Origin of the sequence: Sphingobium sp. BHU LFT2 (assembly GCF_018604485.1) — a bacterium.
Taxonomy (GTDB): Bacteria; Pseudomonadota; Alphaproteobacteria; order Sphingomonadales; family Sphingomonadaceae; genus Sphingobium; species Sphingobium yanoikuyae_A.
Map to the genome: position 1 here is coordinate 1 of NZ_JAFCGW010000015.1, position 26,035 is coordinate 26,035.

23 protein-coding genes and 1 pseudogene are annotated in these 26,035 nt (G+C 62.3%); 6 read left to right on the top strand and 18 right to left on the bottom strand.

Translation table 11 applies throughout. The features are described 5' to 3' along the window. Nucleotides 1–189: 189 nt before the first annotated feature. Nucleotides 190–456 (bottom strand): annotated as a pseudogene (locus tag JQK15_RS21510) (LLM class flavin-dependent oxidoreductase); the annotation flags it as partial. A 638-nt stretch (nt 457–1,094) separates the two neighbouring features. Between JQK15_RS21510 and JQK15_RS21515 the strand changes: the two are divergent. Beyond that, entirely contained in the window at nt 1,095–1,283 is a 189-nt protein-coding gene (locus tag JQK15_RS21515; RefSeq protein WP_214867741.1) for a hypothetical protein, read from the top strand. Beyond that, the gene (locus JQK15_RS21520; RefSeq protein WP_214867743.1) at nt 1,280–1,645 is read left to right on the top strand and encodes a hypothetical protein; all 366 of its coding nucleotides are present in this window, start codon (nt 1,280–1,282) and stop codon (nt 1,643–1,645) included. The genes JQK15_RS21515 and JQK15_RS21520 overlap by 4 nt, the downstream gene beginning before the upstream one ends. Nucleotides 1,646–2,161: 516 nt before the next feature. Here JQK15_RS21520 and JQK15_RS21525 read toward each other — a convergent pair. Continuing rightward, on the bottom strand, nt 2,162–2,467 hold the full coding sequence (locus tag JQK15_RS21525; protein WP_214867745.1) for a hypothetical protein: 306 nt from the start codon (nt 2,465–2,467) through the stop codon (nt 2,162–2,164). Further along, the gene (locus JQK15_RS21530) at nt 2,440–2,706 is read right to left on the bottom strand and encodes a hypothetical protein (protein WP_214867747.1); all 267 of its coding nucleotides are present in this window, start codon (nt 2,704–2,706) and stop codon (nt 2,440–2,442) included. Before JQK15_RS21530 ends, JQK15_RS21525 begins: the two co-directional genes overlap by 28 nt. Nucleotides 2,707–2,976: 270 nt before the next feature. Between JQK15_RS21530 and ligD the strand changes: the two genes are divergently transcribed. Further along, nucleotides 2,977–5,514 carry a DNA ligase D gene (gene ligD / locus JQK15_RS21535; protein WP_214867749.1) on the top strand — a complete coding sequence of 846 codons (2,538 nt, stop codon included), beginning with the start codon at nt 2,977–2,979 and terminating at the stop codon, nt 5,512–5,514. A gap of 4 nt (nt 5,515–5,518) precedes the next feature. Here the strand turns inward: ligD and JQK15_RS21540 are convergent, their stop codons facing one another. From JQK15_RS21540 to JQK15_RS21565, 6 genes are all read right to left on the bottom strand, one after another. Further along, the gene (locus JQK15_RS21540; protein WP_214867752.1) at nt 5,519–5,776 is read right to left on the bottom strand and encodes a hypothetical protein; all 258 of its coding nucleotides are present in this window, start codon (nt 5,774–5,776) and stop codon (nt 5,519–5,521) included. A gap of 2 nt (nt 5,777–5,778) precedes the next feature. Beyond that, nucleotides 5,779–6,681 carry a non-homologous end joining protein Ku gene (gene ku / locus JQK15_RS21545; RefSeq protein WP_214867754.1) on the bottom strand — a complete coding sequence of 301 codons (903 nt, stop codon included), beginning with the start codon at nt 6,679–6,681 and terminating at the stop codon, nt 5,779–5,781. Nucleotides 6,682–6,726: 45 nt separating this feature from the next. Then, a complete protein-coding gene (locus JQK15_RS21550) occupies nt 6,727–7,656 on the bottom strand; it encodes a GNAT family N-acetyltransferase (protein WP_214867756.1) in 930 nt (309 codons plus the stop codon). A gap of 25 nt (nt 7,657–7,681) precedes the next feature. Further along, nucleotides 7,682–7,861 (bottom strand): DUF3606 domain-containing protein, encoded by a 180-nt coding sequence (locus JQK15_RS21555; protein WP_214867758.1) that lies wholly within the window; start codon nt 7,859–7,861, stop codon nt 7,682–7,684. 93 nt (nt 7,862–7,954) lie between these two features. Continuing rightward, nucleotides 7,955–9,367: a dihydrolipoyl dehydrogenase gene (locus JQK15_RS21560; RefSeq protein ID WP_214867760.1), complete on the bottom strand. Its 1,413-nt coding sequence runs from the start codon at nt 9,365–9,367 to the stop codon at nt 7,955–7,957. Then, complete coding sequence (locus JQK15_RS21565; protein WP_214867762.1) at nt 9,364–11,064, bottom strand: thiamine pyrophosphate-binding protein; 1,701 nt, start codon at nt 11,062–11,064, stop codon at nt 9,364–9,366. Before JQK15_RS21565 ends, JQK15_RS21560 begins: the two co-directional genes overlap by 4 nt. A 242-nt stretch (nt 11,065–11,306) precedes the next feature. On the opposite strand from JQK15_RS21565, the gene JQK15_RS21570 reads away from it, so the two are divergent. From JQK15_RS21570 to JQK15_RS21580, 3 genes are read left to right on the top strand one after another with little or no spacing between them, the layout of a single operon-like run. Beyond that, the gene (locus JQK15_RS21570; RefSeq protein ID WP_214867765.1) at nt 11,307–12,308 is read left to right on the top strand and encodes an SDR family oxidoreductase; all 1,002 of its coding nucleotides are present in this window, start codon (nt 11,307–11,309) and stop codon (nt 12,306–12,308) included. A 5-nt stretch (nt 12,309–12,313) separates the two neighbouring features. Further along, nucleotides 12,314–14,164, top strand: coding sequence for a glycoside hydrolase family 15 protein (locus JQK15_RS21575; protein ID WP_251007955.1), 1,851 nt, complete (start codon nt 12,314–12,316; stop codon nt 14,162–14,164). Further along, complete coding sequence (locus JQK15_RS21580; protein ID WP_214867767.1) at nt 14,161–15,054, top strand: SDR family oxidoreductase; 894 nt, start codon at nt 14,161–14,163, stop codon at nt 15,052–15,054. The genes JQK15_RS21575 and JQK15_RS21580 overlap by 4 nt, the downstream gene beginning before the upstream one ends. A gap of 328 nt (nt 15,055–15,382) precedes the next feature. On the opposite strand, the gene JQK15_RS21585 is transcribed toward JQK15_RS21580, so the two are convergent. The 9 genes from JQK15_RS21585 to JQK15_RS21625 all read right to left on the bottom strand — a co-directional run bounded on the left by JQK15_RS21585 (nt 15,383) and on the right by JQK15_RS21625 (nt 25,997). Next, nucleotides 15,383–17,344 (bottom strand): hybrid sensor histidine kinase/response regulator, encoded by a 1,962-nt coding sequence (locus JQK15_RS21585; protein ID WP_251007948.1) that lies wholly within the window; start codon nt 17,342–17,344, stop codon nt 15,383–15,385. A 10-nt stretch (nt 17,345–17,354) separates the two neighbouring features. Continuing rightward, complete coding sequence (locus tag JQK15_RS21590; protein WP_214867772.1) at nt 17,355–17,993, bottom strand: chemotaxis protein CheX; 639 nt, start codon at nt 17,991–17,993, stop codon at nt 17,355–17,357. Then, nucleotides 17,990–18,373, bottom strand: coding sequence for a response regulator (locus JQK15_RS21595; RefSeq protein WP_214867774.1), 384 nt, complete (start codon nt 18,371–18,373; stop codon nt 17,990–17,992). Before JQK15_RS21595 ends, JQK15_RS21590 begins: the two co-directional genes overlap by 4 nt. Nucleotides 18,374–18,445: 72 nt before the next feature. Continuing rightward, a complete protein-coding gene (locus tag JQK15_RS21600) occupies nt 18,446–18,694 on the bottom strand; it encodes a hypothetical protein (protein WP_214867776.1) in 249 nt (82 codons plus the stop codon). After that, on the bottom strand, nt 18,691–20,646 hold the full coding sequence (locus tag JQK15_RS21605) for a chemotaxis protein CheA (RefSeq protein WP_214867778.1): 1,956 nt from the start codon (nt 20,644–20,646) through the stop codon (nt 18,691–18,693). Before JQK15_RS21605 ends, JQK15_RS21600 begins: the two co-directional genes overlap by 4 nt. After that, on the bottom strand, nt 20,646–21,497 hold the full coding sequence (locus JQK15_RS21610) for a CheR family methyltransferase (RefSeq protein WP_251007949.1): 852 nt from the start codon (nt 21,495–21,497) through the stop codon (nt 20,646–20,648). Before JQK15_RS21610 ends, JQK15_RS21605 begins: the two co-directional genes overlap by 1 nt. Beyond that, on the bottom strand, nt 21,494–22,624 hold the full coding sequence (gene cheB / locus JQK15_RS21615) for a chemotaxis-specific protein-glutamate methyltransferase CheB (protein ID WP_214867780.1): 1,131 nt from the start codon (nt 22,622–22,624) through the stop codon (nt 21,494–21,496). Before cheB ends, JQK15_RS21610 begins: the two co-directional genes overlap by 4 nt. Then, on the bottom strand, nt 22,621–24,036 hold the full coding sequence (locus JQK15_RS21620; RefSeq protein WP_214867782.1) for a chemotaxis protein CheW: 1,416 nt from the start codon (nt 24,034–24,036) through the stop codon (nt 22,621–22,623). Before JQK15_RS21620 ends, cheB begins: the two co-directional genes overlap by 4 nt. Then, nucleotides 24,033–25,997: a methyl-accepting chemotaxis protein gene (locus JQK15_RS21625; protein ID WP_214867784.1), complete on the bottom strand. Its 1,965-nt coding sequence runs from the start codon at nt 25,995–25,997 to the stop codon at nt 24,033–24,035. The genes JQK15_RS21620 and JQK15_RS21625 overlap by 4 nt, the downstream gene beginning before the upstream one ends. Between the last annotated feature and the right edge of the window lie 38 nt (nt 25,998–26,035).

A 26,035-nucleotide genomic window follows, 5' to 3' on the forward strand; every position in this document is an offset into this window, starting at 1 on the left:
CGCGAAGGATGAACATGACAGCAGCGCTCCGCCGATGATCCAAACTGTGTCATCTCTATCTAGCGGGGGTGTGTCATTTCTAAATGGCGCTTACACATTGGCAGTGCGATAATATATCTTATGTTAAATCGATCCACTTGTGCACCTTAAGGATCCAAACGCCGACATCGGTGCCTCGACACCCAGACTTCATTTGCCCGATGCAACGAAACGCGGCTCGTTGAATGTGCACGACAGGAAGCCGCGGCCAGTGTCGATCGACTTCAGCGCGGCAAGTTCGCGGTAGCGGGCCTCGGCCTCTTCATCGCTGTCACCGACGATCGCGGCGATGCTCGGCAGGATGAACAACTGGTCGGCATCGCGACCAAAGCGCTTCGCCCGTGCCTTCATATCGGAATAATAGGCCTCCCCCGCCTCGATCGTCTCGGCCTGGGTGACGATCACCGCGGCCCGTCGCGCGGCGAAGCGCTTTTATAAGAACCAGAGAGGCAATTCAGGTCAACATAACGGACTGCAGCGGATTGCGCGCGATCGACCAAGCGCGATGTCTCGGAAGCTGGCACAAATATCCGGATATTTTCGGCTGCTGGTAGGCCCGGCAGCGACCGAATTCTATGGTTAAACTCATGATTTACGGGTATATTTTCTGCTGGCTTTTCCGTTTTACCCCCAATTTTACCCCCAAAATCTTGAGGCTAGCTTCAGGGGAAATATTTCCTTTCTTATCAAATCGTTACTGGCTTCGCTTGTCGTCCATACGCTTCATTGCAACCAACGCCTGCTGGGTTGCGAATTCGGCTGGGCGTCGCCATGGGATGTTCCGGGCATGTTCGAGTTTTGGAGACACCTGCCAAAGCCCCTGCACGATAGGCTATCTGCACCAAGCCACCAAGAATTTTCACTAACTTTTCCGCATGCGAGTTCAGCGTGAAAACACGGAATTGACGCGGATGGCAGCATTGCTCTATCTTGATTTTAAGCCGAAAATATGCTAACCGCAGGCGAACAGCGCGCGCAGATTCGTTCCTTTCTTTTTACGGCGATGACATCGGCGTTCATTGACCGGAAACCCTTGCGGACCTATCTGAAGAAACATGATGCAGGCAGGCCATTATGATGTTCTGGAACGGCAGCGCGAAAAACAGCGCATGCGTGACCAGGATGATCGCGATCTGCGCAATGGCGTAGTGTCGATGGATGAGCTTGCCCAGCAAAATGGATTCTTCGATAGCCTGCCTATTCGTAGCGCTCGCATCGGCCGCCGCGGATCCGTCGCTATTTGACGAACGGTCATCTACCGCCCCGCGCGGTTATCGACATAGCCAAAATTCTGGGTGACGATGAGCGCGCCTTTGTGGTGGGCGGCCAGGCGCTCAACCTGTGGGCTGAATATTATTCGGAACGAGCGGCAGAGCTGCTAGAATTTCGACCCTATACGTCGAAGGACATCGACTATTTCGGCCAACGAGCTGTCGCGGAAAAGCTGGCTGCGGGCCTGGGTGGGAGTATAGACGTCCCCTCCCCTGATGATACCACATTCCAGACCGCGGTCGTCCATGCGACGGTACAAGGCATCGATATCGACATCGATGGCGCGCCAACCTCTCGTGCCAGCATATCCGCACTGGTCAATTTCGTCAGTTGATCCGGGCGCCGTCGTTGAGAAACCTCGAGCCGCTTTAGTTTTCCCCCACGCCGCCGGGATTTTCCCGGCCTGCTCCCTCTCTACCGGACATATGACCACGACAAGGGTCTTCGGACCATTGCCCAGAAGGCGCGCAAGGGTCTCTCGTTCGTCTGGAGTCAGACGATCGCCCCCATAGACCGCCACCACCGCGGTCGATCCTGCGGGAAGAGGCCGTGCTGCTCGGGCGTGACCACCTGACCCAAGCGAAGGGGAATGGACTGGATTGCCAGTTCCTCCGATATGCTTCTGAGCTGCACGCCTGGGTCGGTGCCCAAAGGAACCAGCCTGACGACGGGCTTTTGCTTTTCGCTTTCATTCCAGGATGCCGTAAGGCGCGCACCCAGATCTGATGAGGCGGGAGCGACGTGCATGATGGACTTTCGCAGGAATGGGGTGGGGCAATGGGTCCCAGCCTTCCGCCAGGTCAAGCCGCTGTTTTCGCCCAAGCCGCGCCGCAGCCGCCAAGCGCCTTGATCATTTGAAGTTACGGCTTTTAACCAGCGCCCGATCTCGCGCCGTATCGATATGCAGATCGGGGATCAGGATATCGCGCAGTTGTGGCATCGCTCGCGGATCTGGTCGGCCGCCGTTATTGGCGCCGTCCCCATGCCCGTAGCTTATCCGAAATGGCGTTGCCCTTTCAATGAGGGAACTCAGAAGGGCTGACAGGTCGACAAGCTTCTTGACGATGACGTGGACCACCTCGCCCTCACGCTGTACCTGATCATAGAGGCCAAGCATGCGCGCGCCCATCACAATCCTGCGGTTCTGCTCGAACATGCTCGGCCAGACGATGAGGTCGCTATGCCGGTTTGGTCCTTGATCATGCTGAACATGACGCCCTTTGCCGATCCGGGGCGCTGACGCACCAGCACCAGCCCGGCCAGCCAGACGTAGCGACCGTCTTTCACGCTATCGAGGTTGCTGCACGGGACCATCTTTTGCCTCAGCAATTCCTCGCGCAGGAATGAGACCGGATGTTGCCGAAGGGTAAAGCCGACATGGCCATAATCTTCCACCACCTCCCTGCCCTCGCTCATGGGCCCGAGGTGGGATGATCTCCGCATCCAGGAGGAGGCAGGGACAAGCAAATTTCCATTGCGTCTTTGCGCAGGCACTGGGCGTCACGTCAGCCGAGAATGCATGCGCATATCGATCGGATGGCAGGGGTTCCATGAAGCACTTAACGCTGATCTCGCCTCACCGTTCACGATCGCGAGAAGAAGTGTCTGTTGTGGGAACGACTAACCCGCCGAACGGATTATTCAGCGATCAACAAGGACGTCTCGATGCCCCACAAAGCGCCAACGACCGAAGTCACATCGCTTGAAGGCCTGGCGCGGTATCGCTCCAAGCGCGACTTCAAAAAGACGTCCGAACCTTCGGCCAGCACTTCGACCACCAACGGAAACGGTTTCGTCGTCCAGAAGCATGATGCAACCCGCCTCCACTATGATTTTCGACTCGAACTTGACGGCACGCTGAAAAGCTGGGCCGTGACGCGAGGGCCAAGCCTGAATCCCGACGACAAGCGGCTCGCGGTTCGCACAGAGGACCATCCGCTCGATTATGCACGCTTTGAGGGCACGATACCCAAAGGCCAATATGGCGGCGGAACCGTCATGCTATGGGACAACGGAACCTGGGAGCCGGTCCCAGGCAAAGATCCGGTCAAGACGCTTGCCGAAGGTCACCTGCACTTTTTCCTACACGGCCACCGGATGAAGGGGGAGTGGCTGATGATCCGACTGAAGCCCCGCGGAAAGGAAAAGGGTGAGAATTGGCTGCTCCGGAAGATTGCAGATGACTATGCCGGCGGCTCCGACGATCTGGTCGGCACCCATCTTACCAGCATCACAAGCGGCCGTACCATGGCGGAAATCGCGACTGGTGCCGCCGCTAAGGCTGCAAAGGCTGCAAAAGCTACAAAGGCCATCGCGACCAATGCGGAAATGCCCGTTGCAAAGCCACGTAAGAGGACGGCTCGCGGGTCTCGTGGGTTGAACGCCCCCCCTCCCTTCCAGCCCGTACAGCTCGCGACCTTGGTCGATCACGTCCCCCCCGGTGACCGGTGGGTGCATGAGATGAAATTTGATGGCTATCGGACGCTGATCGCGGTCGGGGGCGGCGAAGGCCGTGCCTATACCCGGTCTGGCCTCGACTGGTCGGATCGCTTTGCGTCGATCATCGGCGACGCAGTGGACCTGAAGGCCGGCTCGGCCCTCATTGATGGTGAGGCGGTGGTCGTCGATGCCCAAGGCAAGACGAGCTTCCAGGCGCTGCAGGCAGCTCTCAAAGGAGATCCCGGGCAGATTCTCTATTATGCGTTCGATCTTCTCGCCCTCGATGGTGAGGACCTGACCAGCAAACCGCTTCTCGAACGCAAGGATCGGCTCGCGGCGCTCATCGGTGAAGGAACGGCCCATATCCGTTATTCGGACCATATCGTCGGGCGCGGCGAGGAGTTGTTCGATAGCTTCTGCGGGGCTGGGCTCGAAGGCGTGATCTCCAAGCGCACCGATGCCAGATATAGCGGGGCGCGCAGTGGCACCTGGCTCAAAACCAAATGCATTCGTCGTCAGGAGTTCATCATCGTCGGTTGGACGCCCTCTGACAAACAGCGCGGTTTTCGCTCCCTGCTCCTTGGCGTCAACGAAAACGGCAAGCTGCGCTACGCAGGCAAGGCCGGCACTGGCTTTACCGGCGACGAGATCGAGCGGCTCATGACCTTGATGGCGCCACTCGAAGTGAAGGCTCCGACCGTCGAAGCGCCACGCGCAGCGGTTCGCGGCGCCCACTGGATCAAGCCCAAGCTCGTCGCCGAGATAGCCTACATCGAATTCACGGACGAAGGTGTCCTTCGTCATCCAAGCTATCTTGGGCTGCGCCAGGATAAGAAGCCCGAAGCGGTTGTGATCGAGACAGAGCAACCGGTAGAGACGGTCGCTCTAAAAACGCCCGCGGCGTCAGGCGTGAAGATCAGCAATCGCGAACGGGTGATCTTCCCTGAAGGAAAGCTCACTAAAGGCCAGCTCGCCGACTATTATGAGATTGTGGCCCCCATCATGCTGCCTTGGGCTGGCAGCCGGCCAATCAGTCTCGTTCGCTGTCCGCAGGGTCGCTCCAAGAAGTGCTTCTTTCAGAAGCATGATGCCGGGAGCTTCGGCGAAGACGTGAAGCATGTCGCAATCCGGGAAAAGGACGGCCATGACGAACCCTATCTCTTCGTTGATTCCCCGGCCGGTCTCTTGACCTGCGTGCAAATGGGCACGATCGAATTTCATGGCTGGGGCGCGCGCATCGAGGATGTCGAGAAGGCCGACCGGCTCGTCTTCGATCTTGATCCCGATGAAGGCCTGGATTTCAAGGACGTGGTCTCCGCCGCGTTCCACGTTCAGGATCTTCTTGGGCAAATGGGTCTTGCCACGTTCCCGATGGTGACAGGCGGCAAAGGCGTTCATGTCATCGCGCCGCTGACGCCTCAGGCCGAATGGCCGCAGGTCAAGGATTTTGCGCACCGGTTCGCACTGGCCCTGGCGCAAAGCCAGCCCGATCGTTTTACGGCAGCGCTCGCCAAGGCGCGACGGTCAGACAAGATTTTCGTCGATTATCTGCGCAACCAGCGCGGGGCCACGGCTGTGATGCCCTATAGCGCCCGATCGCGCGAATTCGCGCCCGTGGCTGTCCCGCTCAGCTGGGAAGAGCTTCGCGATCTCGACACGCCTTCACACTGGCATATCGGCGACGGCGCCGCGTTAGTGAAACGCGCGGGCTCCAAAGATCTCAAAAACTGGGGTCGTGCCGATCAGGTGCTGCCCGATCTATGATCCGTCACGCTTCGGCAAGCACCCTGTAGACCGCCATCAGATGCCGCGAGGCGCTGGCACGCGCGCGAGGTGATGGGATCGTTTGCTCATTGGTTTCGTGCAGCATCGTCAGCATTTCGAGCACCTCGTCTCGTGGCGTGCCACCATCGAGCATGTGCGTCCCCATCAGCGTAAGGAAGTTGGCCCAAAGCGTGATCGCGCCCTCGGCGAAGGCGGCGTCGCTATCTTCGGGGCTCGACACGTCATTCGCTGGTCCCGCCACTGCTAGGCCCGCTTGCGCGCTGGCGCTTTCGCTGCCGTCTTCTTTGCAGGCGCCTTTTTGGCAGGCGCCTTAGCTCCGGTTTTCGAGCCACCACTCCGGCTGCCGCCGGCCTTTCCACCAGTGCCAAGCGAATTTTTGAGGGCTGCCATGAGATCGACGACATTGCTGCCGCGCGGATCGCCGGTTCCCTTATCCTCATCGTCAATATTGAGCGTCTTCCCCTTCTTTTTGCGCTCGATGAGATCTTTCAACGCATCGACGTAGCGGTCATGAAACTCGCTGGCGTCGAACTTGCCGGTTTTTTTGTCGATCAACGTCGTGGCGAGATCGAGCAATTCCTCGTCGGGATCGCTGTCGCCGATATCGCGGAAATAGCTCGCCGCTTTGTTGACTTCATCGGCGTAGCGCAGCGTTTCCATCACCATTCCGCGACCGCACGCCTTGACCGAGACGACATATTCGCGGCCCCGCATGGCGAGCTGCCCCAGCCCGATCTTGCGGCTGCGGCGAAGCGCCTCGCGCAACACGATAAAAGCCTCTTCGGCAAGATCGTCGGCTGGCACGACATAATAGGGTTTTTCAAAGTAGATCATGTCGACGTCCTGCGCATCGACGAACTGGGTAAGTTCAAGCGTCTTCTTGCTCTCCAGCTTGACCCCTTCGATCTCCTTCTCGTCGAGAAGGACATATTCACCCTTGGAATATTCGAAGCCCTTGACGATCTCGTCGAGATCAACTGGGCCAATGCCCGGCACGACCTTCTCGTATTTTATACGCTTGCCCGATGGCTCATGGATCTGATTGAAGGCGATTGTCGCGCCGCTCTTGGTTGCCGAATAGACTTCCACGGGGATCGAGACGAGGGCCAGACGTATCTGGCCCTTCCAATAGGGGCGTGCTGCCATCACAGACTTCCTCTTATGTTCTTGCCAGAAATACCCGGCGAGCGCCTACGTTCCATTCAGTGTCGTCGATCGCGTGAAACGATAGCTGGTCTGCACAAAGTCGAGACTGCGGAAGAAACCATGAGCGTTGCGAATGTCGATATCGCTCATCGCCTCGATCTCTTCGCAACCGGCATGTGCAAGTGCCCCCAGCGCTTCTGCAACGAGCTTGCGACCGATGCCTTTGCGCCGCTGCTTGGCGCTTACAATGAGAGTGGTTATCCGTCCGATTGCGCTACGGTGCATCACGGGCACAGTCACCCAGGCGATGCAGCCAACCAGGCCGCCTTGATCAGCGACCAGCAAACCACCTCCCGCCTTGCGGGCAGCCGCGATACCATCAGCAACGTCCTGCGCTGTTCGATCGACGCCGGGTAATTCTCCAAGCAAGCGAGCGATGGCAGTGACCTCCTCCTTCCTGTGTTTTCTGATCGTGAGCGTCGTCGGCGGTTGCGGCACAGGCTCGGCGGACTGTGCGCGCTTTTCCTTCGCGACTGGAGGACTGAACTTTTCAGACGGCTCGTCGGTCGTGGCGGCACTGCGCGGACGGTCGGCTTGCTCTTTTTTCCCCGTTCGGCGCGCCTTCCGACCGGCGGCGAGGTTCGAGCCGGCAGCTGCTGCTCCGGTCTCGCCCTTCCTCTTGCTGTCATCGGCGAGGGAAGCTGCCCTGGTCTTTCTCGGCGCGTCGGGCGTTGCCTTGGCGGAGGCTTTCCAGCTGTCGAGCGCGCCGGTGCGAAGATAGGCTTCAACTTCGTCCGGCAGAGCGGTCAGGCCATCTGGCCCGACACCCATAACCGGTTTGCCCGCAGCGTCGCTGAGCCCAAACCGCCCGAAATCTCCGACGCCAGGCTTGCGTCGGCGGGATTTCAGCAGCTTGAAACCGCGATGTTGCGCCATTTCGCGCAAAGCATCGCTGCGGTCCGGTTCCTCACTCACGGGGCCGTCAGGCCGCTATCGCGGTTCAGCTACTTTTGAGATGCTGTTCGACGGCATCCGCACTGTTACCCACAGCATCGACGGCGCGTTGCAGCGCTTCGCGCGACACGCCGAATTTCGCCGTCCAATAGTCGACTTCATAATCTTCGCCCATGGCGATCCGGGTCCGGTCCTGCGGTCCACGCACATCTTTATTATCTGCCATCTCGTCTCTCCTTCAGCATAGATAGAACGCGATATTGCGTGTCGCGTTGCAGATACGAGCCTGCATGCGCGACTTGGTCATATGCAAGGCAGTTCAGCTCCCGGGCATGAACCCATCCTCGCGATCGGTGGGGTCAGGATCGCTGACACGCTTGCAAATCTCCCGAAGTGCAGGTTGCAGGCCCTCCTCATATGTCGGATGGTAGAAGGGCATATCGAGCAGCTCGCTTGCGGTGAGCTTTTGTTGAATGGCGTGCGCCAGGAGGTGCGCGCCGTGCTCGACAGCCGGACCAATCATCACCGCCGAAAGAAGACGGCCTTTTTCAGCCTGCGCATAGATATGGACGCGACCAATGTTCGTTGCGAACATCTTGGCCCGTCCTTGATCGTCATAACTTGCGGTGCCGCACAAGACGGGATCCTCTTCGCCCGGGGGCGTGCCGACGATCGCCATATTCGGATCTGTGAACATGATGGAAAGAGGCGTCATCCGCATGGAAGGTTCCACATCGGGATAACGAGCCGCGTTGCGTCCCGCGATAGTCCCCTCCGCTTGCGCCTCGTGCAGCACAGGGCGTTCATGATCGGCATCGCCCGCCATGAAAATCGCCGCATGCCCACATTGCAGGCTTTCGGGGTCGATATCCGGTATGCCGTGTTCGTCGAAAGTCAGCCCGGTCCGATCAAGGTCGAGCCCAGTTAGATTGGGCGGTCTTCCCGCTGCGGCGAGCAGATAGTCGAAGCGCCCTTCGCCTTCGCTCGCACCCGACCAGCGCAAGCGGACCGCCTCACCATCGAGTTCGGCCTCGACCTTGACCCCGAGATGAATCGGAAATTCCCCCTCGAGCGCGGTTCGCAGGCTCTGCGCGACAGGGTCATCGTCGAGACCCGCCAACTTGTCGCCTTCATCAAACACCATCACATCGACCCCGAGGCGCGAAAGCGCCTGCGCAAGTTCCAGACCCAGCGGGGCGGCGCCGACCACGCCAACCGAGTGGGGCAGGTCAGGCAGGTCGAACAATGTCTCGTTGGTCAGCACGCGATCACCCAGCGCGCGCAGCGGATCGGGGATTGATGGCTTCGCGCCGGTGGCGATGACGACTGCTTTAGCCCGGACGATCGTTCCGTCGTCGAGCCGGAGCGTCGTAGGCCCGTCGAACGCGGCGCGCGCCTCCACTTTGTTGGCATTCGGGATCTCATTCATTGACTGCTTCACTGCAGCAATGAATTCGTCGCGCATTTCTCGCAGACGGCTCATCACCGCCGTTCCGCGCACCAGCGGCTCCGCATCGATACCGAATGTCGAGGCATGGCGAACAGCATGAGCCGCATTGCCGCCAGCGATCAGGAGCTTCGAGGGCATGCAGCCAACCGTCGTACAGGTGGTTCCGGCGAACGCCTGATCGATGAGCAGTGTGATCGCGCCATGTCGTCTCGCGCTACGCTCCGCCGCAAGGCCCGCCGTCCCCGCGCCAATGATAGCGACGTCGCATTCGCGCGCGGTCATGCTTCACCTCTGCGCAGGCTGCGCCATGCCTCGCGCACTTTGGCAATACCGAAGCGGGCTACCTGCGCCGGCTCGATATGAGGCATGGTCGGAAGCTCGTCCGGATCGACATGCGCATGAAGGATGGCTGGCCCGGGTGCTGAAAGAAAGCGGGCGATTGTCTCGTCCAGCATCGCCGGATCGCGAACCGTAAAGCCCTCTGCTCCGCAAGCCCGCGCAAAGGCCGCGAAATCGATGTTGGGAAACGTTGTACCGCTCGCCGCCGGCAGGCCGGCAGACTCCATCTCGATGTGGACGAGGCCCCAGGCGGCGTTGTCATAGACCACAATCTTGACCGGCAGGCGATGCTCGACACTCGTCATGAACTCGCCCAGTAGCATCGTCATGCCGCCGTCACCGATATGCGCGATGACCTGCCGGTTACGGTTCAGCAGCTGCGCGCCGTTTGCAAGGCCAAGCCCCGTGCCCACAGCCGCATTGTTGAACGAGCCGGTCCCAAGCTGGCGCCCGGTCTGACGCCACCAGTTTGCGGCCCAGAGCGTAACCTCGCCGGTGTCCGTCACAATGATGGCGTCGTCAGCGGCATGATCGCTTATCGCACGCGCAAGCGCGGGCGGGTGAAGTTTGCCCGGCGTGCGCGAGCGGTCCGCACGCTGGTCCAGCATGGCGTTCCATTCGGCGCGGGCCGATTGCGCCTTTGCCAGAAAGGAATTGTCCATTCGGGCAGGCAGATGCTCAAGCAGTTGCCTGAGCGCCGGACGCACCGAACCGATTATGCCCAGGCTCACCGGCGCGCGCCGGCCAAGGGCTAGCGCCCGCTCGTCAATCTGGATCACATGGCCGTGCTTGGGGAGAAACTCCGAATAGGGATAATCGGTGCCGAGCATGAGGAGCAGGTCGGCATCGTTGATCGCATCGACGCCCGCCTTCGACCCGATGAGGCCAACACCGCCGATCCAGTTCGGATGATCGAACGGAAGAATAGGCTTGCCGCGATAGGTGTGCATCAGCGGCGCCTTCAGCCGCTCTGCCAGTTGCTCGAGCTCCGATGCGGCACCTAGACAACCATGGCCACAGAAGATCGCCACGGTATCTGCCTCGCCGATCAGCCGGGCGGCTTCCTCTATATCTGCCAGGTCTGGCGCCACTTCGGGCCTTGGACGCAGTACCGGAAGGCTTGGCACCTCTTCCCTGATCGTGGCCGAAAATACATCCGGCGGCACGTTGATGTGCGCCACGCCGCGCTCTGCATAAGCGGCAGCGATTGCTTCGCGAATGACCCCGGGCGCTTGTTCGGGCGCTGCGATGACCTGGCTATAGACCGCCACGTCGCGGAACAGCAGGGCGACATCATCCTCCTGCAAATGGTCCGTGCCGCGTTTTGCGGCCGGCACGCCCCCTGTGATCGCGAGGACCGGCGCATGGTCTTTCCTCGCTTCATATAGGCCGGCGACGAGATGATTGCCCCCGGGCCCGGTGGTGCCGCAACAGACGCCGAGGCGCCCGGTCAGCTTTGCCTGGCCGGCGGCTGCCAGTGCCCCTCCCTCTTCGTGCCGAACGCCGATCCATTCGATCCGGTCATCGCCATCAAGCGCATGGGTGAAGGGATTAAGCGCGTCGCCGACTACCCCGAAGACATGCTCGACGCCGAGGCGTGCCAGTGTATCGACCAATAGTTCAGCGACGGTTCGCGACATGCACAAAAGCTCCTATCCAATATTCTTTGCGAACGCCTTGGCGGCCAATCCGCTCCGGAATCAATCTCCGCACCAGGAAATAAGCTGCGCTGTATTATCGCGAGCAACGTCAATGACATCTGACGTGGCGAAGCGCGTTATCTTTGCGCCGACGTCGAACCTTATCGGCTTTTCCGCATTCCTTAGGCTTAGCCAATGCGGGCGGGCGTTTCTCCGGTCTGCTCCACCGGAAAGGCCGCTCAATGCGATCAATAGTTGTGACTGGCGCGAGCGCGGGTATCGGCCTCGCTACTGCCGAGCGTTTCGCGAAGGGCGGCTGGCAGGTCGGCATCCTGGCCCGCGAGCCTGGCCGTCTTGAGCAAGCCAGGCGTCTTCTGATGTCGCACGGCGCGAAGGTGATTGCGTTGTCGGTCGATGTTGCTGATCCGGTCGCTGTCGATGCGGCAGCCGATCGCGTTGCGACCGAATTGGGTGGCATCGACGCCTGGGTCAACAATGCGATGTCGACAGTGGTTGCCCGCGCTGGCGAAATTACGCCGGAGGAATATCAGCGCGTCACCGCGACGACCTATCTGTCGCAGGTCTACGGAACATTGGCGGCGCTGCGGCATATGCGCAACGCAGGGCACGGGACGATCGTCCAGATCTCCTCGGGCCTTGCCATCCGCTCTGCCCCGCTCCAGGCCGCCTATTGCGGCGCCAAGGCTGCCGTCACCGGCTTTACCGATTCCCTGCGGTCAGAATTGATCGACGAAGCATCGCCGATCGTGCTGAGCGTCGTTTATCTTCCCGGCGTGAACACGCCGCAGCCCGGATGGTCGCGTAACCGCTCGGGCCACGAGCAGGTCATTCCCGACCCGCTGTTTGACCCCCGGCTTTGCGCCGAGGCGGTCTGGGCGACCGTTAAGAATCCACAGCGCGAAGTCTGGGTCGGACGCACAACCGCTAAAATGGCGCTGGGGCAGCGCATCGCCCCCGCTTTTTCCGACCGCAAGGCGGCCGAAATGGTCGCAGCACAGCAAGGCGCACCGATGGCCGCGCGGGACGGCAATCTCGACCAGAGCGTTGCGGGGCCCGCTTCGATTGATGGCGACGCCAAGGATCGGGTCATTGATACGCGCACCGAGTATTTTACGTCCCGCCATCGCGACCTCTTCAAGATAACCGCGACTGGCGGACTGATCGGCCTTGGCGTGCTCGCCGGCTTTGGCTTGTCGCGCGGCCTTGCGAGGGTCCTGCGTTGAGGGCGCTGCTGGATAGTTTGCTTGCAAAACCCAATGAGCCGGCACCTCTTTGTCAGCGCACCGACGGGTATCTGCCCCTGGAGCAATATGCGGCCCTTGGCGACGGGCGTTCTGTGGCCTTGTCCGGCATCGACGGCTCGATCGACTGGTGGTGTGTCCCCAACATGGACTCGCCCCCTCTCTTCGACCGTTTGCTCGACAGCGAGAATGGCGGTGTGTTCACCGTCGAACCTAACGAGCCCTACACGGTCGAGCGCCGATACCGCGAGGACAGCAATGTCCTCGAAACGATCTTCACGACGCAGCGCGGGCGCGCGAAGCTCACCGAATCCTTGAACAGCGGTCATGCTGGCCGCCTGCCATGGGCCGAGCTGGCGCGCCGCCTGGACGGGCTGGACGGAAACGTCACCTTCGCGCTGACGATGCGCCCTGGCCGGCGCGGCGATACTGTTAATCCGTATCACTCGAAGATCGGCGACCACACCGTCTTCCACGTCGATCGTGTCCTGGGCCTCTTCATCCAGAGCGACGAGATCAGTTGTAAATGGTCTGACGAAGGGATTACCGGCACGATCGTCATTGCCGCCGGCGAGCGGCAAACGGTTGCGATCATCGCGGGTGCCGATGAACCTCTCGTCGCCCCTGACATCGCGCAGGTCGACGAGCGCATCGATATCGCGGACAAGGAATGGCGCGACTGGTGCGGCTCGGTTTCCTATGACGGTTCCGATCGTGCGGCCTTTCTGCGCAGCGCCCTTGCGCTGAAGCTGCTACTCTACTCGCCCTCGGGCGCGATCGCGGCCGCCGCTACGACCTCGCTTCCCGAGGGCATCGGCGGAACCAAGAACTGGGACTATCGCTACGCCTGGATCCGCGACGCAGGCTACACGATCGAGGCATTCCTTGCTGCCAATGCAGAAGCAGAGGCCAAAGCGGCCTTCACCTGGCTCCTAAATCAGCTTCGTGCTCATGGGCCCCGTGTCTGCTATACGCTTGATGGCGAAGCAGTGCCGCAAGAGCGGCGCTGGCACATGCCGGGATATCGAGGGTCGACGCCCGTCGTCACGGGCAATCGCGCCTCCGGTCAACGCCAGCACGGCGTGTACGGCGACATCTTTGAGACGGCGAGCCGTTTTGTCGGCTGTGGCAACATCCTCGACAGCGCCAGTGCCGAACTCCTGTCCCACCTCGCTGACGAGTGCGCCGATAGCTGGCGCATGCCTGATGCGGGAATGTGGGAGCTGGAGGACGAACAGCATTACACGATGTCCAAGATCAGTTGCTGGCAGGCACTGGCGCGCGCGGTCGAGCTGGCCGACGGCGGACAGCTGCCGACCACCTGCCGCGAACGCTGGACACGCGAGCGTGACCGGATCTATCAATGGGTGGGGGAGCATTGCTGGTCGGAAGCCAGACAGTCCTTCACCATGTATCCCGGCAGCGACAAGCTCGATGCATCCGTTGCGCTGGCGGTGCGCTTTGGCTTCGACGGTCATGACCGCCTGCGCGCGACACTGACTGCAATCGACCGCGAGTTGGGCGCTGGCGAGTTTCACTATCGCTACACCGGCATGGACAAGGAGGAAGGGTGTTTCCTCGCCTGTTCGTTCTGGATGGCCGAGGCCTGGGCGCTTCTGGGTGAGCGCGATGAAGCGCGGACGCGCATGGAGCGGCTGAAAGCCGCACTGGCTCATGGACACGGCATCCTCTCTGAGATGATTGATCCCAAGTCCGGCGCGTTCCTGGGTAATATGCCGCAAGGCCTCAGCCATCTTGCACACATCATGGCCGCTGCGGTCCTAACGGATGAAGCAGCCTGCGATCAGAAACCCCCAACCCAAGGAGTTCGACAATGAGCGATCGTCTGACGATGCAGGATCCCCGCGAGCAATATCCCCAGCCGCCCTTTCCCCGGCAGCCCCAGCCGGCACCTGGCGAAGCCGGCAAGATGGACCCCGTGCCCGATCATGGCGAGACGAGCTATCAGGGGTCGCGCAAGCTCACTGGCCGCAAAGCGCTCGTCACGGGCGGCGACAGCGGCATCGGCCGCGCGGCCGCTATCGCCTATGCGCGTGAGGGTGCCGATGTCGCCATCTCCTATTTGCCGAGCGAGGCGGCCGACGCTGCGGAGGTGATCAAGCTCATCGAGGCGGAGGGTCGCAAGGCAATCGACCTGCCCGGCGATGTCACGGACGAGAGCTGGTGCCGCGACCTGGTCGCTCAGGCAGTCGAGAAGCTCGGCGGCCTCGACATCCTTGTCATCAATGCTGGAAGGCAGCAGTATCGCGAGGATATCTCGCAGGTGTCGTCGGAGGATTTCGACAAAACGCTCAAGACCAATCTCTACGCGATGCACTGGATCGCGCAGGCCGCGGTGCCTCACCTGCCTGCCGGTGCGTCCGTCATCACGACCGCGTCAATCCAGGCCTATGATCCGTCAGCCATCCTGCTGGACTATGCAACGACCAAGGCCGGGATCGTGGCATACACCAAGGCGCTGTCCAAGCAGCTCATGGAGAAGGGCATCCGGGCCAATGTCGTGGCGCCAGGTCCGTTCTGGACCGTCCTGCAATCCTCAGGCGGACAACCACAGGAAGCGGTGACGAAGTTCGGTGAACAGACCCCGTTTGGCCGTCCCGGCCAACCTGTCGAGATCGCCCCTGTCTACGTGCTGTTGGCCAGCCAGGAGGGCAGTTACATGACCGGCGAAGTGTTCGGCGTCACGGGCGGTGCAGGCGTCGCCTGATCGCCACTGCAAGGGCGCAGGCGCTTTCCTGCGCCCTTGTCCATCGACCGCCATGCTTCTGGGAGTATGGCAGTGTCACAAGCCAAAAACCTGCGTGAATGCGCCAGGCGACCGAGATTGCGCTGTCCAAGGTTCAGATCTCACCACGTCACCCTTGGGCTGCGTGATTGTGATGGAGGGCAAAATCATCGCCGGCGAGCGCAACCAGACCGAGGAATTGCCCTATTCCTTCGCGCATGCCGGGATGATGCGGTCAGATATTCGCGTTACGCCTATGTTTCTTGGTCGGGTCACAGCGGTTCCCGGTCGATGCTGACCGAATCTGCGCTCAGTGTCGATCGAGCAATTCGCGAACCTTGGCTGCGAGGGATTTGAGCGTGAACGGCTTTGTTAGCAAATCAACGCCCGGCTCGAGGCGTCCGTCCTTCAAGATCGCCTCGCGCGTGTAGCCCGAGGTGTAGAGGATCGGCAGGGCCGGCTTCACCCTTCGAACGGCCGCGGCAAGGTCGCTGCCGGACATCTGTGGCATCACCACATCGGTCAGCAGCAGACGCAGCTTCTCGCCCTGCCGATCAAGCAGCGCGAGTGCGGAGGCGCCGTCATGCGCCTCTACGACACGATAACCGAGTTCCCGGAGCGACCCGACAGTATAGGCGCGCACGTCGTCATCGTCCTCAACCACAAGGATCGTCTCGCTCGGCAATCCGTATTCGGTCGCCTCTCTTTCGGCCTCCACTTCCTTGACGGTCCCGGTGCCATCGCTCCGGGCAAGAAGGATGGTCACCGTCGTCCCTTGCCCTAGGCGCGACCGGATATCGACCGCGCCGCCCGATTGATGGGCGAACCCATAGACCATTGAGAGACCGAGCCCGGTGCCCTTGCCGACTTCCTTGGTGGTGAAGAACGGATCGAATACCTTAGCCAGCGTCTCGGCGTCCATGCCGATCCCGCTGTCGCGAACCGCTATGGCGACATAATCGCCGGCAGGCAGGTCTCCCTGTCCCGCAACCAGAACGTGATTAGACGCGCTAATCGTCAGATCGCCGCCTTCGGGCATCGCATCTCGTGCATTGACCGCGAGGTTAAGGATCGCGTTCTCAAGTTGATTGGGATCGGCCTCTACCGTCCAGACATCGTCAGGCGCCTCGATCGCGATAGCGATCGACTCGGAGATAGTGCGTGTCAGGAGATCGGACATGCCCGAAATCAGCCGCGGGACATCAACGGCCCGGGGGGAGAGCGGCTGTTGGCGCGAAAAGGCGAGCAGGCGCTGGGTCAGCGCGGCGGCGCGCTCGGCGCCTTTCATCGCATGGTCAAGCGAACGGCGAACCCGGCTGTCCGCTCCTGCGTCAAGCCTGCGCGCTGCTGCATCCACGCTGCCGATGATGATCGTCAGCAGATTGTTGAAGTCGTGAGCGATACCGCCAGTCAGCTGACCCACCGCCTCCATTTTCTGCGACTGGCGCAGCGCTTCCTCGGTCCTGAGGCGATCCTCGATCTCGCTCGCAACTCTTTGTTCGAGCGTGTCGTTGAGGCTGCGCAGCTCGGTTTCGAGGCCCTTCGCTACGCTGATGTCGTAAATCACGCCAAGCAGCCTGAACCCTTTGCCGTTTGCCTCGCGCAGGACTTCGCCGCGTCGCGCGACCCAGCGCTTTTGCGACCCATCAGCCGGGTAGATGCAGAACTCACCGTCGAGATTGAGCGGCAGGTCCGCCGCGTCACCTTCAGGAATAAGTGCCATGTCCCCTTCGCACAGCACCGAGTTGATGGTGCGCACCGGCAGCCGGTTCGTCGGATGAAGGCCGAGCAGTCGACAGAACTCGCTCGACACCGAAACGGTCGAGAAGCCGTCCTGATATTCGAACGTGCCAACACCGCCAGCACTTTGGGCGATGCGCAGCCGCTCTTCGGTGCGCTTTCTTTCGGTGATGTCGACCAGCAGACCAGTGAACCGGACCGGCTCGTCATTGGCGTCGAGGTGGCTCTGACCTCGCCCTTGCATCCACAGCACCGCACCGCCGGGTGTGACGATGCGGAATTCCTTGGAGAACAGTTCCGCTCCGGCGAGCAATCCGGCGACCGCGATGCGGATGCGAGCACGGTCTTCGGGATGGATCGCCTTAAAAAAGACTGACGTCGGCAGCGGTTTGCCCGCTGCATCATCGCCAAGGCCGTAAAGTTCGGCGAACCGGCTATCGACCGTCAGACTGTCGGACGCGATATCCCAGTCCCAGGAACCGCTGGCGCCCGCGGCAGCAAGCACAGCCCGCAATTGGTCCGACTTCGTCAAAGGCGCATCGTTAGCCATCCTCACCGACAACGCGGACGATGAACTCGTCCAGCAATTCCTTGAGAACGGTCAGCGAAGGGATATCCATCAGCATCGCGATATAACCGCGAATGTCGCGCTGCCGGACTGCGAAGTCGATATAAAGGAAAAGGACGAGCCCCTCAGTCTCATTGGTCTCGTCAACCTCGAACAGAAGAGCGCCATTACCGCGCAGCACCTCGGGGATCGTCATGATGAGCGAGCGCTTGAGCATGTTCGCCATGGTCGCGAGGCAGCCATTGAGGATCACATTGCCGGTCTCGGCAAGGGCCTCATGCTCCATCTCGAGCACTTCCTCGGAGGACAGCTCGCCACCGGTGACAGCGCGGACAAGCTCAAGGCTGTTTGTCTCTGGGAAGATCAAGAGCGCGCGACCGGAAAATGGCCCATTGAAGTCTTGGCGGACCGCGACGAGATCGGAGACCTCGCGTTCGGAAATGAGCCTGGCGGCGCGGCGTTGACTGACCACCTCGATCGACGGCACAGAGAGTAGCACTTGATCGCCGATCATCTTGCGCAGCGCCGACGCTGCCCGGCTGACGCCGATATTGACAATTTCGGTGAGGGCGTCGCGTTCCAGCTCGGTGAGCGCAATCAATTCAGGTGTCATACCTTCCCCGACCGAAGCTTGAGCGCAGCGCCGGACAGAAAGCCGGCGAGGCCCTCGCTGGTGACGGGCTTGGGAATGAATGCGGCGCCGATCTCTCTCGCGCGCGCGATGATCTCATCCTGGATATTGGCGGTGATGATCGCGATCGGCATGTCAGCTCTGGATGCGCGTATCTCGGTGGCGAGTTCTAGTCCGTCCTGTTCGGTCATATTGAAATCGATGAGCGCGACGTCGGCACCGTCCCTAGCGAGGATTTCCAGCGCCTGCGCGCCGCTACCCGCTTCGAGCTTCTGCCAATCGGGCTGCAGCTCGGCGAGCGCCTTTCCCGCAACAATGCGTGCGAGCTTGCTGTCATCCACGATTAACACGGTTACCGGCATTCACGACTCCGACTGGTTTCTCTGTAAGATCCGGCTCCGCTATAGAGAGTAACACCGCATCCCGGTATCGAATTATGCGTCCTTAATCTGGTTCAGGCTAGCGAGCGCCATGTTAGCTCGAAAGCCATCCACCTCTACGCCGGTGAGGGGACGGCCCGCCGCGTGCAGGAGCTGGACGACGGCGAGATGCGCACGGATGAGCCCCGAGACATTGATCCGATGGTTGGGAAACTGGCTGAGTGCCTCTAGTAACGGCTCAGCATCCTCGACCAAGGCATGGCCCGAGATCAGAATGTAGTCGCTCTCGACAGTGACACTCATGAGATCAGCTCCACCAGGTCGAGCACCAGCAATACGCTCCCGTCGGCCATCATGGTGGTGCCCGATATCGCCGGCAGGCGGGCGAGCAGACCGGCATCGGGCTTCACCATAGCATCGATGCGATCACCGAAGCGGCTGACCCGAAGCGCCGTATTGCCGTTGCCGGCGTTGACGATGATCAGGCGCGCCTGGTCTCCCTGCGCGTCGCCGAGGCCGAGCCTGCCGGCAAGGTCGAGCACCGGAACCGTCGCATCGCGCAAGATGCAGGCCTTGCCGTGCCCAACAGGTTGGATCGCGTTTGCGGCGACACGCGCCGTCTCCACAACTTGATCGAGACGCAGGCCGAGTTTCTGCCCGCCCGCCTCGACGACCAGCAGTGGCGTGGTCATCGCGTTGGCGGGAAGCAGCAGCGTGAAGCATGTGCCTTCGTCCACCGCGCTGTCGATCAGGATCGAGCCGCCGAGCCGGTTGATACTGGCTCGCACCGCATCCATCCCGACGCCGCGTCCTGACAGGCTGGTCGCGGTGGGCGCGGTCGAGAAGCCAGGTGCGAAAATGAGCTGGCGCGCATCGTCATCGGCGAGTGCCGCCGCGGCCTCGCGCGAAACCAAGCCTGTGGCTATCGCGACCTCCCTGATGCGAGCTGCGTCGATGCCTCGGCCATCGTCCTCCAGCGCGACCTCAATCATGTCACTGCGATGCGTGATCGACAGCCTGATGTGACCTTCGGCCGGCTTGCCTGCGGACAATCGCTCGGCCGTTGTCTCGATACCATGGTCGACAGCGTTGCGCACAAGGTGGAGCAGCGGCTCGAAAAGCTGATCGGCGATCTGCTTGTCGACCGGCGTCGTCTCGCCGGTGAGCGTCATCCGTATGGATTTATCCGAACTCCTCGCGGCTTCGCGTGCCAGACGCGGCAAGCGGCGAAGCGTGGATTCAAGCGATACCAGACGCACTTGCGCTACGCTGCGCTGAATGGCGCCGGCCGCCCTTTCTATTTCTTCACGTGCCGCGCGCAGCTCGGCGGCGAACATAGGATTAATCGCGCGCAGCCGCTCGGCGAGCGGTTCCAGCGCGCGGATGGCCACACCAAGTTCTCCGCTGCGGTCAGCAAGCTGGTCGAGCTTCTCCGTGTCCACCCGCACGGTCGCCGCCGTCTCTCGGGGATGAGCGGCTGATACATCGGTCATGGCCCGAGATGCTTGTCTGAGGACGGGAGCAATGTGGATCTGATCGGGAACTAACCGGAACGCGGTGCGCACGTTGGCTGGGTCGGCGGCGCTCAATCCCTCGATCGCGCTCATGCAACGGAATGGTTCGCACTCCGACAGCGCCGGCCACGTATCTCCGATTGGAAGCACGGCCAAGGCGAGAAGGCCGGGAACAGTGCTCGCCAAGGCGAGCGGGTCTTCGCCGCGGAAGAAACAATCGGGATCGGGCACGTAGCGAAACGCGGTCAGCGCCTGCTCACGATCGATCTCCGCAAAACGCGGTCGCGACAGTAATGTCGTAAGCCAGGCGACTTCGGTTCTGCCTTGATCGGTTTCAGAGCTAGCGGCCGGTACTGCGGATACCTGTTCTTCGCCCAGCATGACCAAGAGCCGCTCGGCGGTAGCGGGCGCGCCAACATCGAGACAGCCGGCTTGCTCCATCGCGTCGATCCAACGGTCGGTCTGATCAATCACGGCGACGAGGGCGGCGAGTATCGCCGTGTCGAGCTTGGCCTCCCCTTTCCGCGCCGCTTCCAATCGACTCTCTGCGGCGTGGAGCAGTCGCTCGGCCGGTGCCATGTCGAAGACGGCGACTGAGCCTTTGAGCGTATGGGTTGCGCGAAAGAGACCGTCTAGCGAAGCGCGATCTCCCGGAGCGCGTCCAAGGGCGAGAAGCGCGCGGTGCGCTTCCGCCACGAGATCGCGGCCTTCAATCAGAAACTGTTCGAGTAGTTCGTCCATCAGCTGCGACGATAGACGATCGCGTGAGGGAAACGAACTTGTTCGAACCGCTCATCGATCCGCGCCATGGATTCGCTGTGACCGAGCAACAGATAGCCGCCCGGTAGCAACGCGTCGTGGAGGTGGCTGGCCGCGCGCTCGCGTGACGCTTCATCGAAATAGATGAGCAGGTTGCGGCACAGCACGATATCGAACTTGCCTTGGCTCGCGACGGATAGCGGATCGTTAAGGTTGACCTGGGTGAAGAGTACGGACTCGCGCAGATCCTCGACGATCCGGCGGCGATGCCCCTCTTCCGGCTCGAAATAGCCCGCAAGCACCGCCTCGGGCAACCGCGAGAGTGCCCGCGCGCCATAGTGACCGTCGCGCGCGGCATCGAGGGCATGCGTATCGATGTCTGAGCCGACTATCTCGACATTATAGGCGTCTACCAGGGGCCAGTGTTCGAGCAGCCAGAGGGCGATCGAATAGGGTTCCTCGCCAGTCGAACAGGGCATCGACCAAATGCGCACCAGATCGCCCGGACGCTTACTGGCAACGACCACCGGCAGGATGTCGGCGACCAGCGCTGTAAGCTGATGATCCTCGCGATAGAAATATGTTTCGTTGATCGTCACCGCGTTGACGAGCAGCTGGCGCTCATGGGGATCGCGATCGAGCAGTAGGAGATAGCGTGTGACGTCGGTGATCGAGGTTCGCTTCATCCTCTCGGCGACGCGGCGCTCCAGATAATAGCGCTTCTTCTCGCCGAAGGTCATGCCTGTCGCTCGGTAGAGGAGCTCGGTCAGCCGGATGAGCGCCATGTCGGTCAGCACGCCGTCGGCGGACATGCCATCACCCGGCGCGCTCAAGGACGCGCCCAGAGGTTGAGCTGGGCGGAGAGCTGATCGAGCGGGAGAACGAGGTCCGCGCCCTGTTGGGCAACTAGCGCTCCGGGCATTCCCCAGACCACCGAGCTGTCCTTATCCTGCGCGAGCACATGACCGCCATCGCGTTGCAGCTGCGCCATCGACGAGGCGCCGTCATAGCCCATGCCGGTCATCAGCAGGCCCACGATCGCATCTGCCGGAAAGACGGCGCGCGCGCTTTCTACCAGACGGTCGGCGCTCGGGTGCCAGGTGCGCTCGGGCTGAATAGGTGCGGCCATCACGTGAGCCCGGCCGCCCCGGCGAGCAATGATGAGGTCGGTGTCCCCCCGACCGATATAGATGGTGCCCGGTTCAAGCGGGACGGGGCGGCTCACTTCGACCACGTTCAGCGAACAAGCCTTATCGAGACGCCTTGCCAGCGGCCCGGTGAAGCTTGCCGGCATGTGCTGAGCAATTACTATCGGCCACGGAAAATCTCCCGGCAGGGAAGGCAGCAGCGCATCGAGCGCAGGTGGCCCACCCGTCGAAATGCCGACCAGCACTACCTCAATCCCGGTGAGCTTTTCGGTGTCGAGATTGCTCCGCTTAGCCCGAGCGGGCTTCACCAAACCGGGTTTCGTCGCCCGCTCGGCGGAAGCCGGCTTGCGGCCCCCCTTGACCGTCGCATCTTGCGCGCGTTGGCGCACCCGCTCGGTCAGGCGGACGCTGCGCGACATGCGTGCGCTTGCAGCGCCGCGGACCTTTTCGACCAAGTCGGAAACGATGCCCTCGATCTCGAGCGAGATGGCGCCGCGCGGTTTGGTGATGAAATCGACCGCGCCGAGCGCGAGCGCCTCCAGGGTTTCATCGGCGCCGGCTGCGGTAAGTGAGGACAGCATGACGACCGGTGTCGGGCGCTCGACCATGATCCGGTCGAGGCAGGCAAGTCCGTCCATGCCGGGCATATGGATGTCGAGCGTGATCACGTCGGGCATGAAACGCCCGAGGCTCGCAAGCGCTTCCTCTGCATTTCGCGCGATCTCGATTTCGAAATCGCCCGCCTCCTCGAAAATTTCAGTGAGCAGGCGGCGCATGAGCGGGGAATCATCGACGATGAGTAAACGGGTCATGCTGCGGCCACGGCCCCGTGATCGGCGACAGCGCGGACGAGATCCTGTTCGGCCGACGACATCATCGCCGCAGGGTCGAGGAGCAGCAGTGTGTCACCGTCCTCGCCGATGGCCAACGCTTCACCGAAGACACCGCCGGCGAGCGCCTGCGGGAGCGGTGCGGGCGCCAGCGCAGCACGATCGACATGGAGGATCGTTGGCGCTTCATCGACCAGGAAGCCGACACGCTCGTCGTCGGCACGAACGATGACCAGCCGCCGGCGCGCGCTTGTGGTCGCACGCCCGGTGAGCCGTAGAACCTGGTCGATAATCACCAGCGGCGCACCGCCGATGTGCGCCAAGCCGGAGAGCCAATCGGGCGCATTGGGAAGTCGCGTCATCTCACCGGGCGCCAGCACCACCTGCTCGACCGTCGCCACCGGGAGCGCCAGGCGATGGTTGCCTATCACGAGCAGAAGAAGGGCGACCGCGTTGACCCGGTCGGCATCGCCTACCGCTGCCCTTTCGCTCTTGGCCGCAAGCTGGCGCGCCGATGCCTCGCCAAGCAGATGTTCAGCCGCCAGAACCGACACCAGACCGCCCCCGTTTTCGCGCCGGCAGATTGCCGCAATGCAAGACCCGCTTGCACCCAGCTGGAGCGATGGCGGAACGGGATCGATCCGGTCCGGCGCGATCCGCAACAGGCCCTCCAGCCGATCAACCAGCAGTCCGGATATATGCCCCCCGACCGTGACGATGACGACGCGGCGCGCGGGTCCGCCGAGCGCCCCCGATGGAACCGCGCCCGGGCCGAAACCGAGAAGCGCCGCGGGTGACAGGAGCCCGATCGTTCGATCGCGCCAGAGCATGGTCCCGATGACCGCGTCGTCGGCGCCGGGAAGCGTCGCGATAGCCTGCGGAACGCCGATAACCTCGACGACATGCTCGAGCGGGAGCGCCAGGTTCTGGTCGCCGAGCTGGAAGTGCAGCAGCACCAATCTTTCTTCCTGCTGGCGCGCTTGCGTCTGCCGTGGGCCTGCAGCGCGTTTCGCTGCCTCGCGGACCGGAAAAGCGTCCCCAATCCAGCTGTCGATCGGCAGCGCCCGCACACGGGCACTGCCTGCGGCGCGGCGCTCGACCTTTTCGACCACATCGACCGCGATGCCGATCCGGTCGGGTCCTTCGAGAACGAGCAGCTGGCGGGGTCGGCCGGCTTTTGCGCTTGCCTCTCGCGCCGGTCCCAAAATAGCGAGCGTCTCGCCCCTGACATTGCCGAGCCCGTGCAGCATCGGTGGTCCGAGCGGCACAGGAGTGATCCGCGGCAGCCTGACAATCTCGCGCACCCGCGCAGCGGCTATCCCATAACGCGCGTTGCCTGCCCGGACGATGAGCCGGGCGTCGTCGGCTATGGCCCGCCGAGCCAGACCGGTCATGTGGCGGCCTGCTCACCGGTCACATTGAGGGACGCGGCGAGCGATGCGATATCTTCGATCGCTGCTGCGAGGCTTTCGGCGCCCTGTGCCTGCTGCGCGGCAGCGGCACCCGCTTCGCGCGCCGCGTCCGACGCAAGCTCGGCTGCCTTGGCGATCTGGTCGCACCCGCTTTTCACCTCGCGCGCGGCCCGCTGGATGGCCTCCGCCCCCTCGAGGATCGCCCCATTGTCCTTGCGGGTCGCGCCGAGTTCCTCGGTCATCGCCGCGAAGCGGTCGAGCACGGCCCGATTTCGGACGGCCTCGGCTTCACCGGCGGCCGCGATCTGATCGAGGTCGCGGCGAATGACAGCAAGCTGGTCCTGAATGGCGCGGATGACATCCTTACCGTCATCGGCATTCGCGGCGAGTGCACGAGCGAGCTTGCGGATATCGCCGGTCACGGTTGCGAAACCATGTCCGGCCTCACCCGCGCGCGTCGCCTCGACCGCGCCGCTGACACCGAGCATGTTGGACTGGAGCGCGCCCAGCGCCAGCGCGTCGGTGATTTTTTCCGCCCGCCGGGCGGTATCGCCCAGAGCCGAGAGAAGATCGAGGACCGCGCGGGTTTCGCCGACTGCCGCGCCCATCCCGGCGACGAGGCCGTCGAGCTTCGCACTGCCGTCCGCGATCCCCCCGACAATCCCATCGAGCCGCTCGACCGCCTGTGTCGCGCGCTCCCGTGCCAAGCCCGCGCCGGCCTCGATCTGTCCCATCGCGGTCGTCGACTCGATCGTGGCCGCGCTTTGCAGCTGGGCACCACGGGCGATCTGTTCGATCGCGATCTGGATTTGGTTCGACGCGCCGGAAAGCTCCTGGACCGTGGCCGACAACTCCTCGGCGGCAGTGGCGACCTGCTCGATCGCGGTCGTATCACGAGCTCCGTCGCAGAGCACGCCACTCAGTTCGCCAAGCGCCTCGGCGGTCTGCTGGCTTTCTTCGAGCGATGCCGCTTGTTGTTCGATCGCCTGCTGGGCTTCGCTCGCGGCAGCGGACTGCTCCTCGGCAGCGCTCGCTACCTGCTCGGCGCCGCGCTCGGCTTCGGTCGCCGCCACCTCGGCTTGGGCGGCGGCTGCCGCGATATCCTGCGCCCCGCTCATCACGATGGCGAGATCCTCGCGCGCGCTCGCCAAGGCCGCAGAGATCATCCGGCCTGTCTGCGCCTCCTGTTCGGCAAGCGTGCTCGCCGCGCGGATGCGATCCGCAATGACGCTGATCTGCGTGACGATTCCTTGCGCGATTGCCTCGATGTCGATCGCGTTGGTCTCGGCGCCGTCGGCGAGTTCGCGCACCTCGTCGGCGATGATCGCGAACCCCTTGCCGCTGTCGCCCGCGCGAGTTGCCTCGATCGCGGCGTTGAGCGCCAGCATCCCGGTTTGTTCGGCGAGATCACCCACTGTTTCGCCAACCGCGCTGATGCGTCCTGCCGCGTCCTCGAGCCGCTCGATGATCGCGACCGAGCCAAGTTGCCGCTGGGCATTAAGGGTGATCGCCGCGACCGAGGCATCGATCTGGCCCGCGGTCTCGGCCAGCGATTCCTGCAGCCGCTCGGTCTGGCCCTGCGAAGCCGCGGCGCGAGCATTGGCCTCCCGAAAGTTGCTCCGTAGATGACCAATGAGGCCGACCGATTCCTGGGCGGCGCCCGCTGCTTCCTCGGCCCCACCGGACATCGTCTCGACATTGCGCTGCAGCTGTGCGGCAGCGGCAGCGGATTGGCCAAGGCCGCTCGCCAGTTCCTGGGTGGCCTGATCCAGCCGTTCGAGAGCACTCATGCCGCGTCGGGAGCGGGTCGATCTTACGCCTGCACGTTTGGCATCTGTGGCCGGTTTTTCCACCATTGCGCCGGCAACGGCCGAGGTCGGGCTTGCGGTGGGCGGCTTGCTGCGCCCGCGCTTTCCCAACGCGGATTTCTTGACCAGGGCCATAAACGATTCTTTCTTGTCTCGCGATACTTTACCCTGGG

What these genes read in the sequence shown, in the direction of transcription:
- JQK15_RS21570 (WP_214867765.1), top strand. Translation starts at nt 11,307, where the DNA reads ATGCGATCAATAGTTGTGACTGGCGCGAGCGCGGGTATCGGCCTCGCT.
- JQK15_RS21625 (WP_214867784.1), bottom strand. Translation starts at nt 25,997, where the DNA reads ATGGCCCTGGTCAAGAAATCCGCGTTGGGAAAGCGCGGGCGCAGCAAG.
- JQK15_RS21515 (WP_214867741.1), top strand. Translation starts at nt 1,095, where the DNA reads ATGATGCAGGCAGGCCATTATGATGTTCTGGAACGGCAGCGCGAAAAA.
- JQK15_RS21565 (WP_214867762.1), bottom strand. Translation starts at nt 11,064, where the DNA reads ATGTCGCGAACCGTCGCTGAACTATTGGTCGATACACTGGCACGCCTC.
- JQK15_RS21590 (WP_214867772.1), bottom strand. Translation starts at nt 17,993, where the DNA reads ATGACACCTGAATTGATTGCGCTCACCGAGCTGGAACGCGACGCCCTC.
- JQK15_RS21620 (WP_214867782.1), bottom strand. Translation starts at nt 24,036, where the DNA reads ATGACCGGTCTGGCTCGGCGGGCCATAGCCGACGACGCCCGGCTCATC.
- ligD (WP_214867749.1), top strand. Translation starts at nt 2,977, where the DNA reads ATGCCCCACAAAGCGCCAACGACCGAAGTCACATCGCTTGAAGGCCTG.
- JQK15_RS21525 (WP_214867745.1), bottom strand. Translation starts at nt 2,467, where the DNA reads ATGTTCGAGCAGAACCGCAGGATTGTGATGGGCGCGCGCATGCTTGGC.
- JQK15_RS21595 (WP_214867774.1), bottom strand. Translation starts at nt 18,373, where the DNA reads ATGCCGGTAACCGTGTTAATCGTGGATGACAGCAAGCTCGCACGCATT.
- JQK15_RS21605 (WP_214867778.1), bottom strand. Translation starts at nt 20,646, where the DNA reads ATGGACGAACTACTCGAACAGTTTCTGATTGAAGGCCGCGATCTCGTG.
- JQK15_RS21560 (WP_214867760.1), bottom strand. Translation starts at nt 9,367, where the DNA reads ATGACCGCGCGCGAATGCGACGTCGCTATCATTGGCGCGGGGACGGCG.
- JQK15_RS21580 (WP_214867767.1), top strand. Translation starts at nt 14,161, where the DNA reads ATGAGCGATCGTCTGACGATGCAGGATCCCCGCGAGCAATATCCCCAG.
- cheB (WP_214867780.1), bottom strand. Translation starts at nt 22,624, where the DNA reads ATGACCCGTTTACTCATCGTCGATGATTCCCCGCTCATGCGCCGCCTG.
- ku (WP_214867754.1), bottom strand. Translation starts at nt 6,681, where the DNA reads ATGGCAGCACGCCCCTATTGGAAGGGCCAGATACGTCTGGCCCTCGTC.
- JQK15_RS21555 (WP_214867758.1), bottom strand. Translation starts at nt 7,861, where the DNA reads ATGGCAGATAATAAAGATGTGCGTGGACCGCAGGACCGGACCCGGATC.
- JQK15_RS21600 (WP_214867776.1), bottom strand. Translation starts at nt 18,694, where the DNA reads ATGAGTGTCACTGTCGAGAGCGACTACATTCTGATCTCGGGCCATGCC.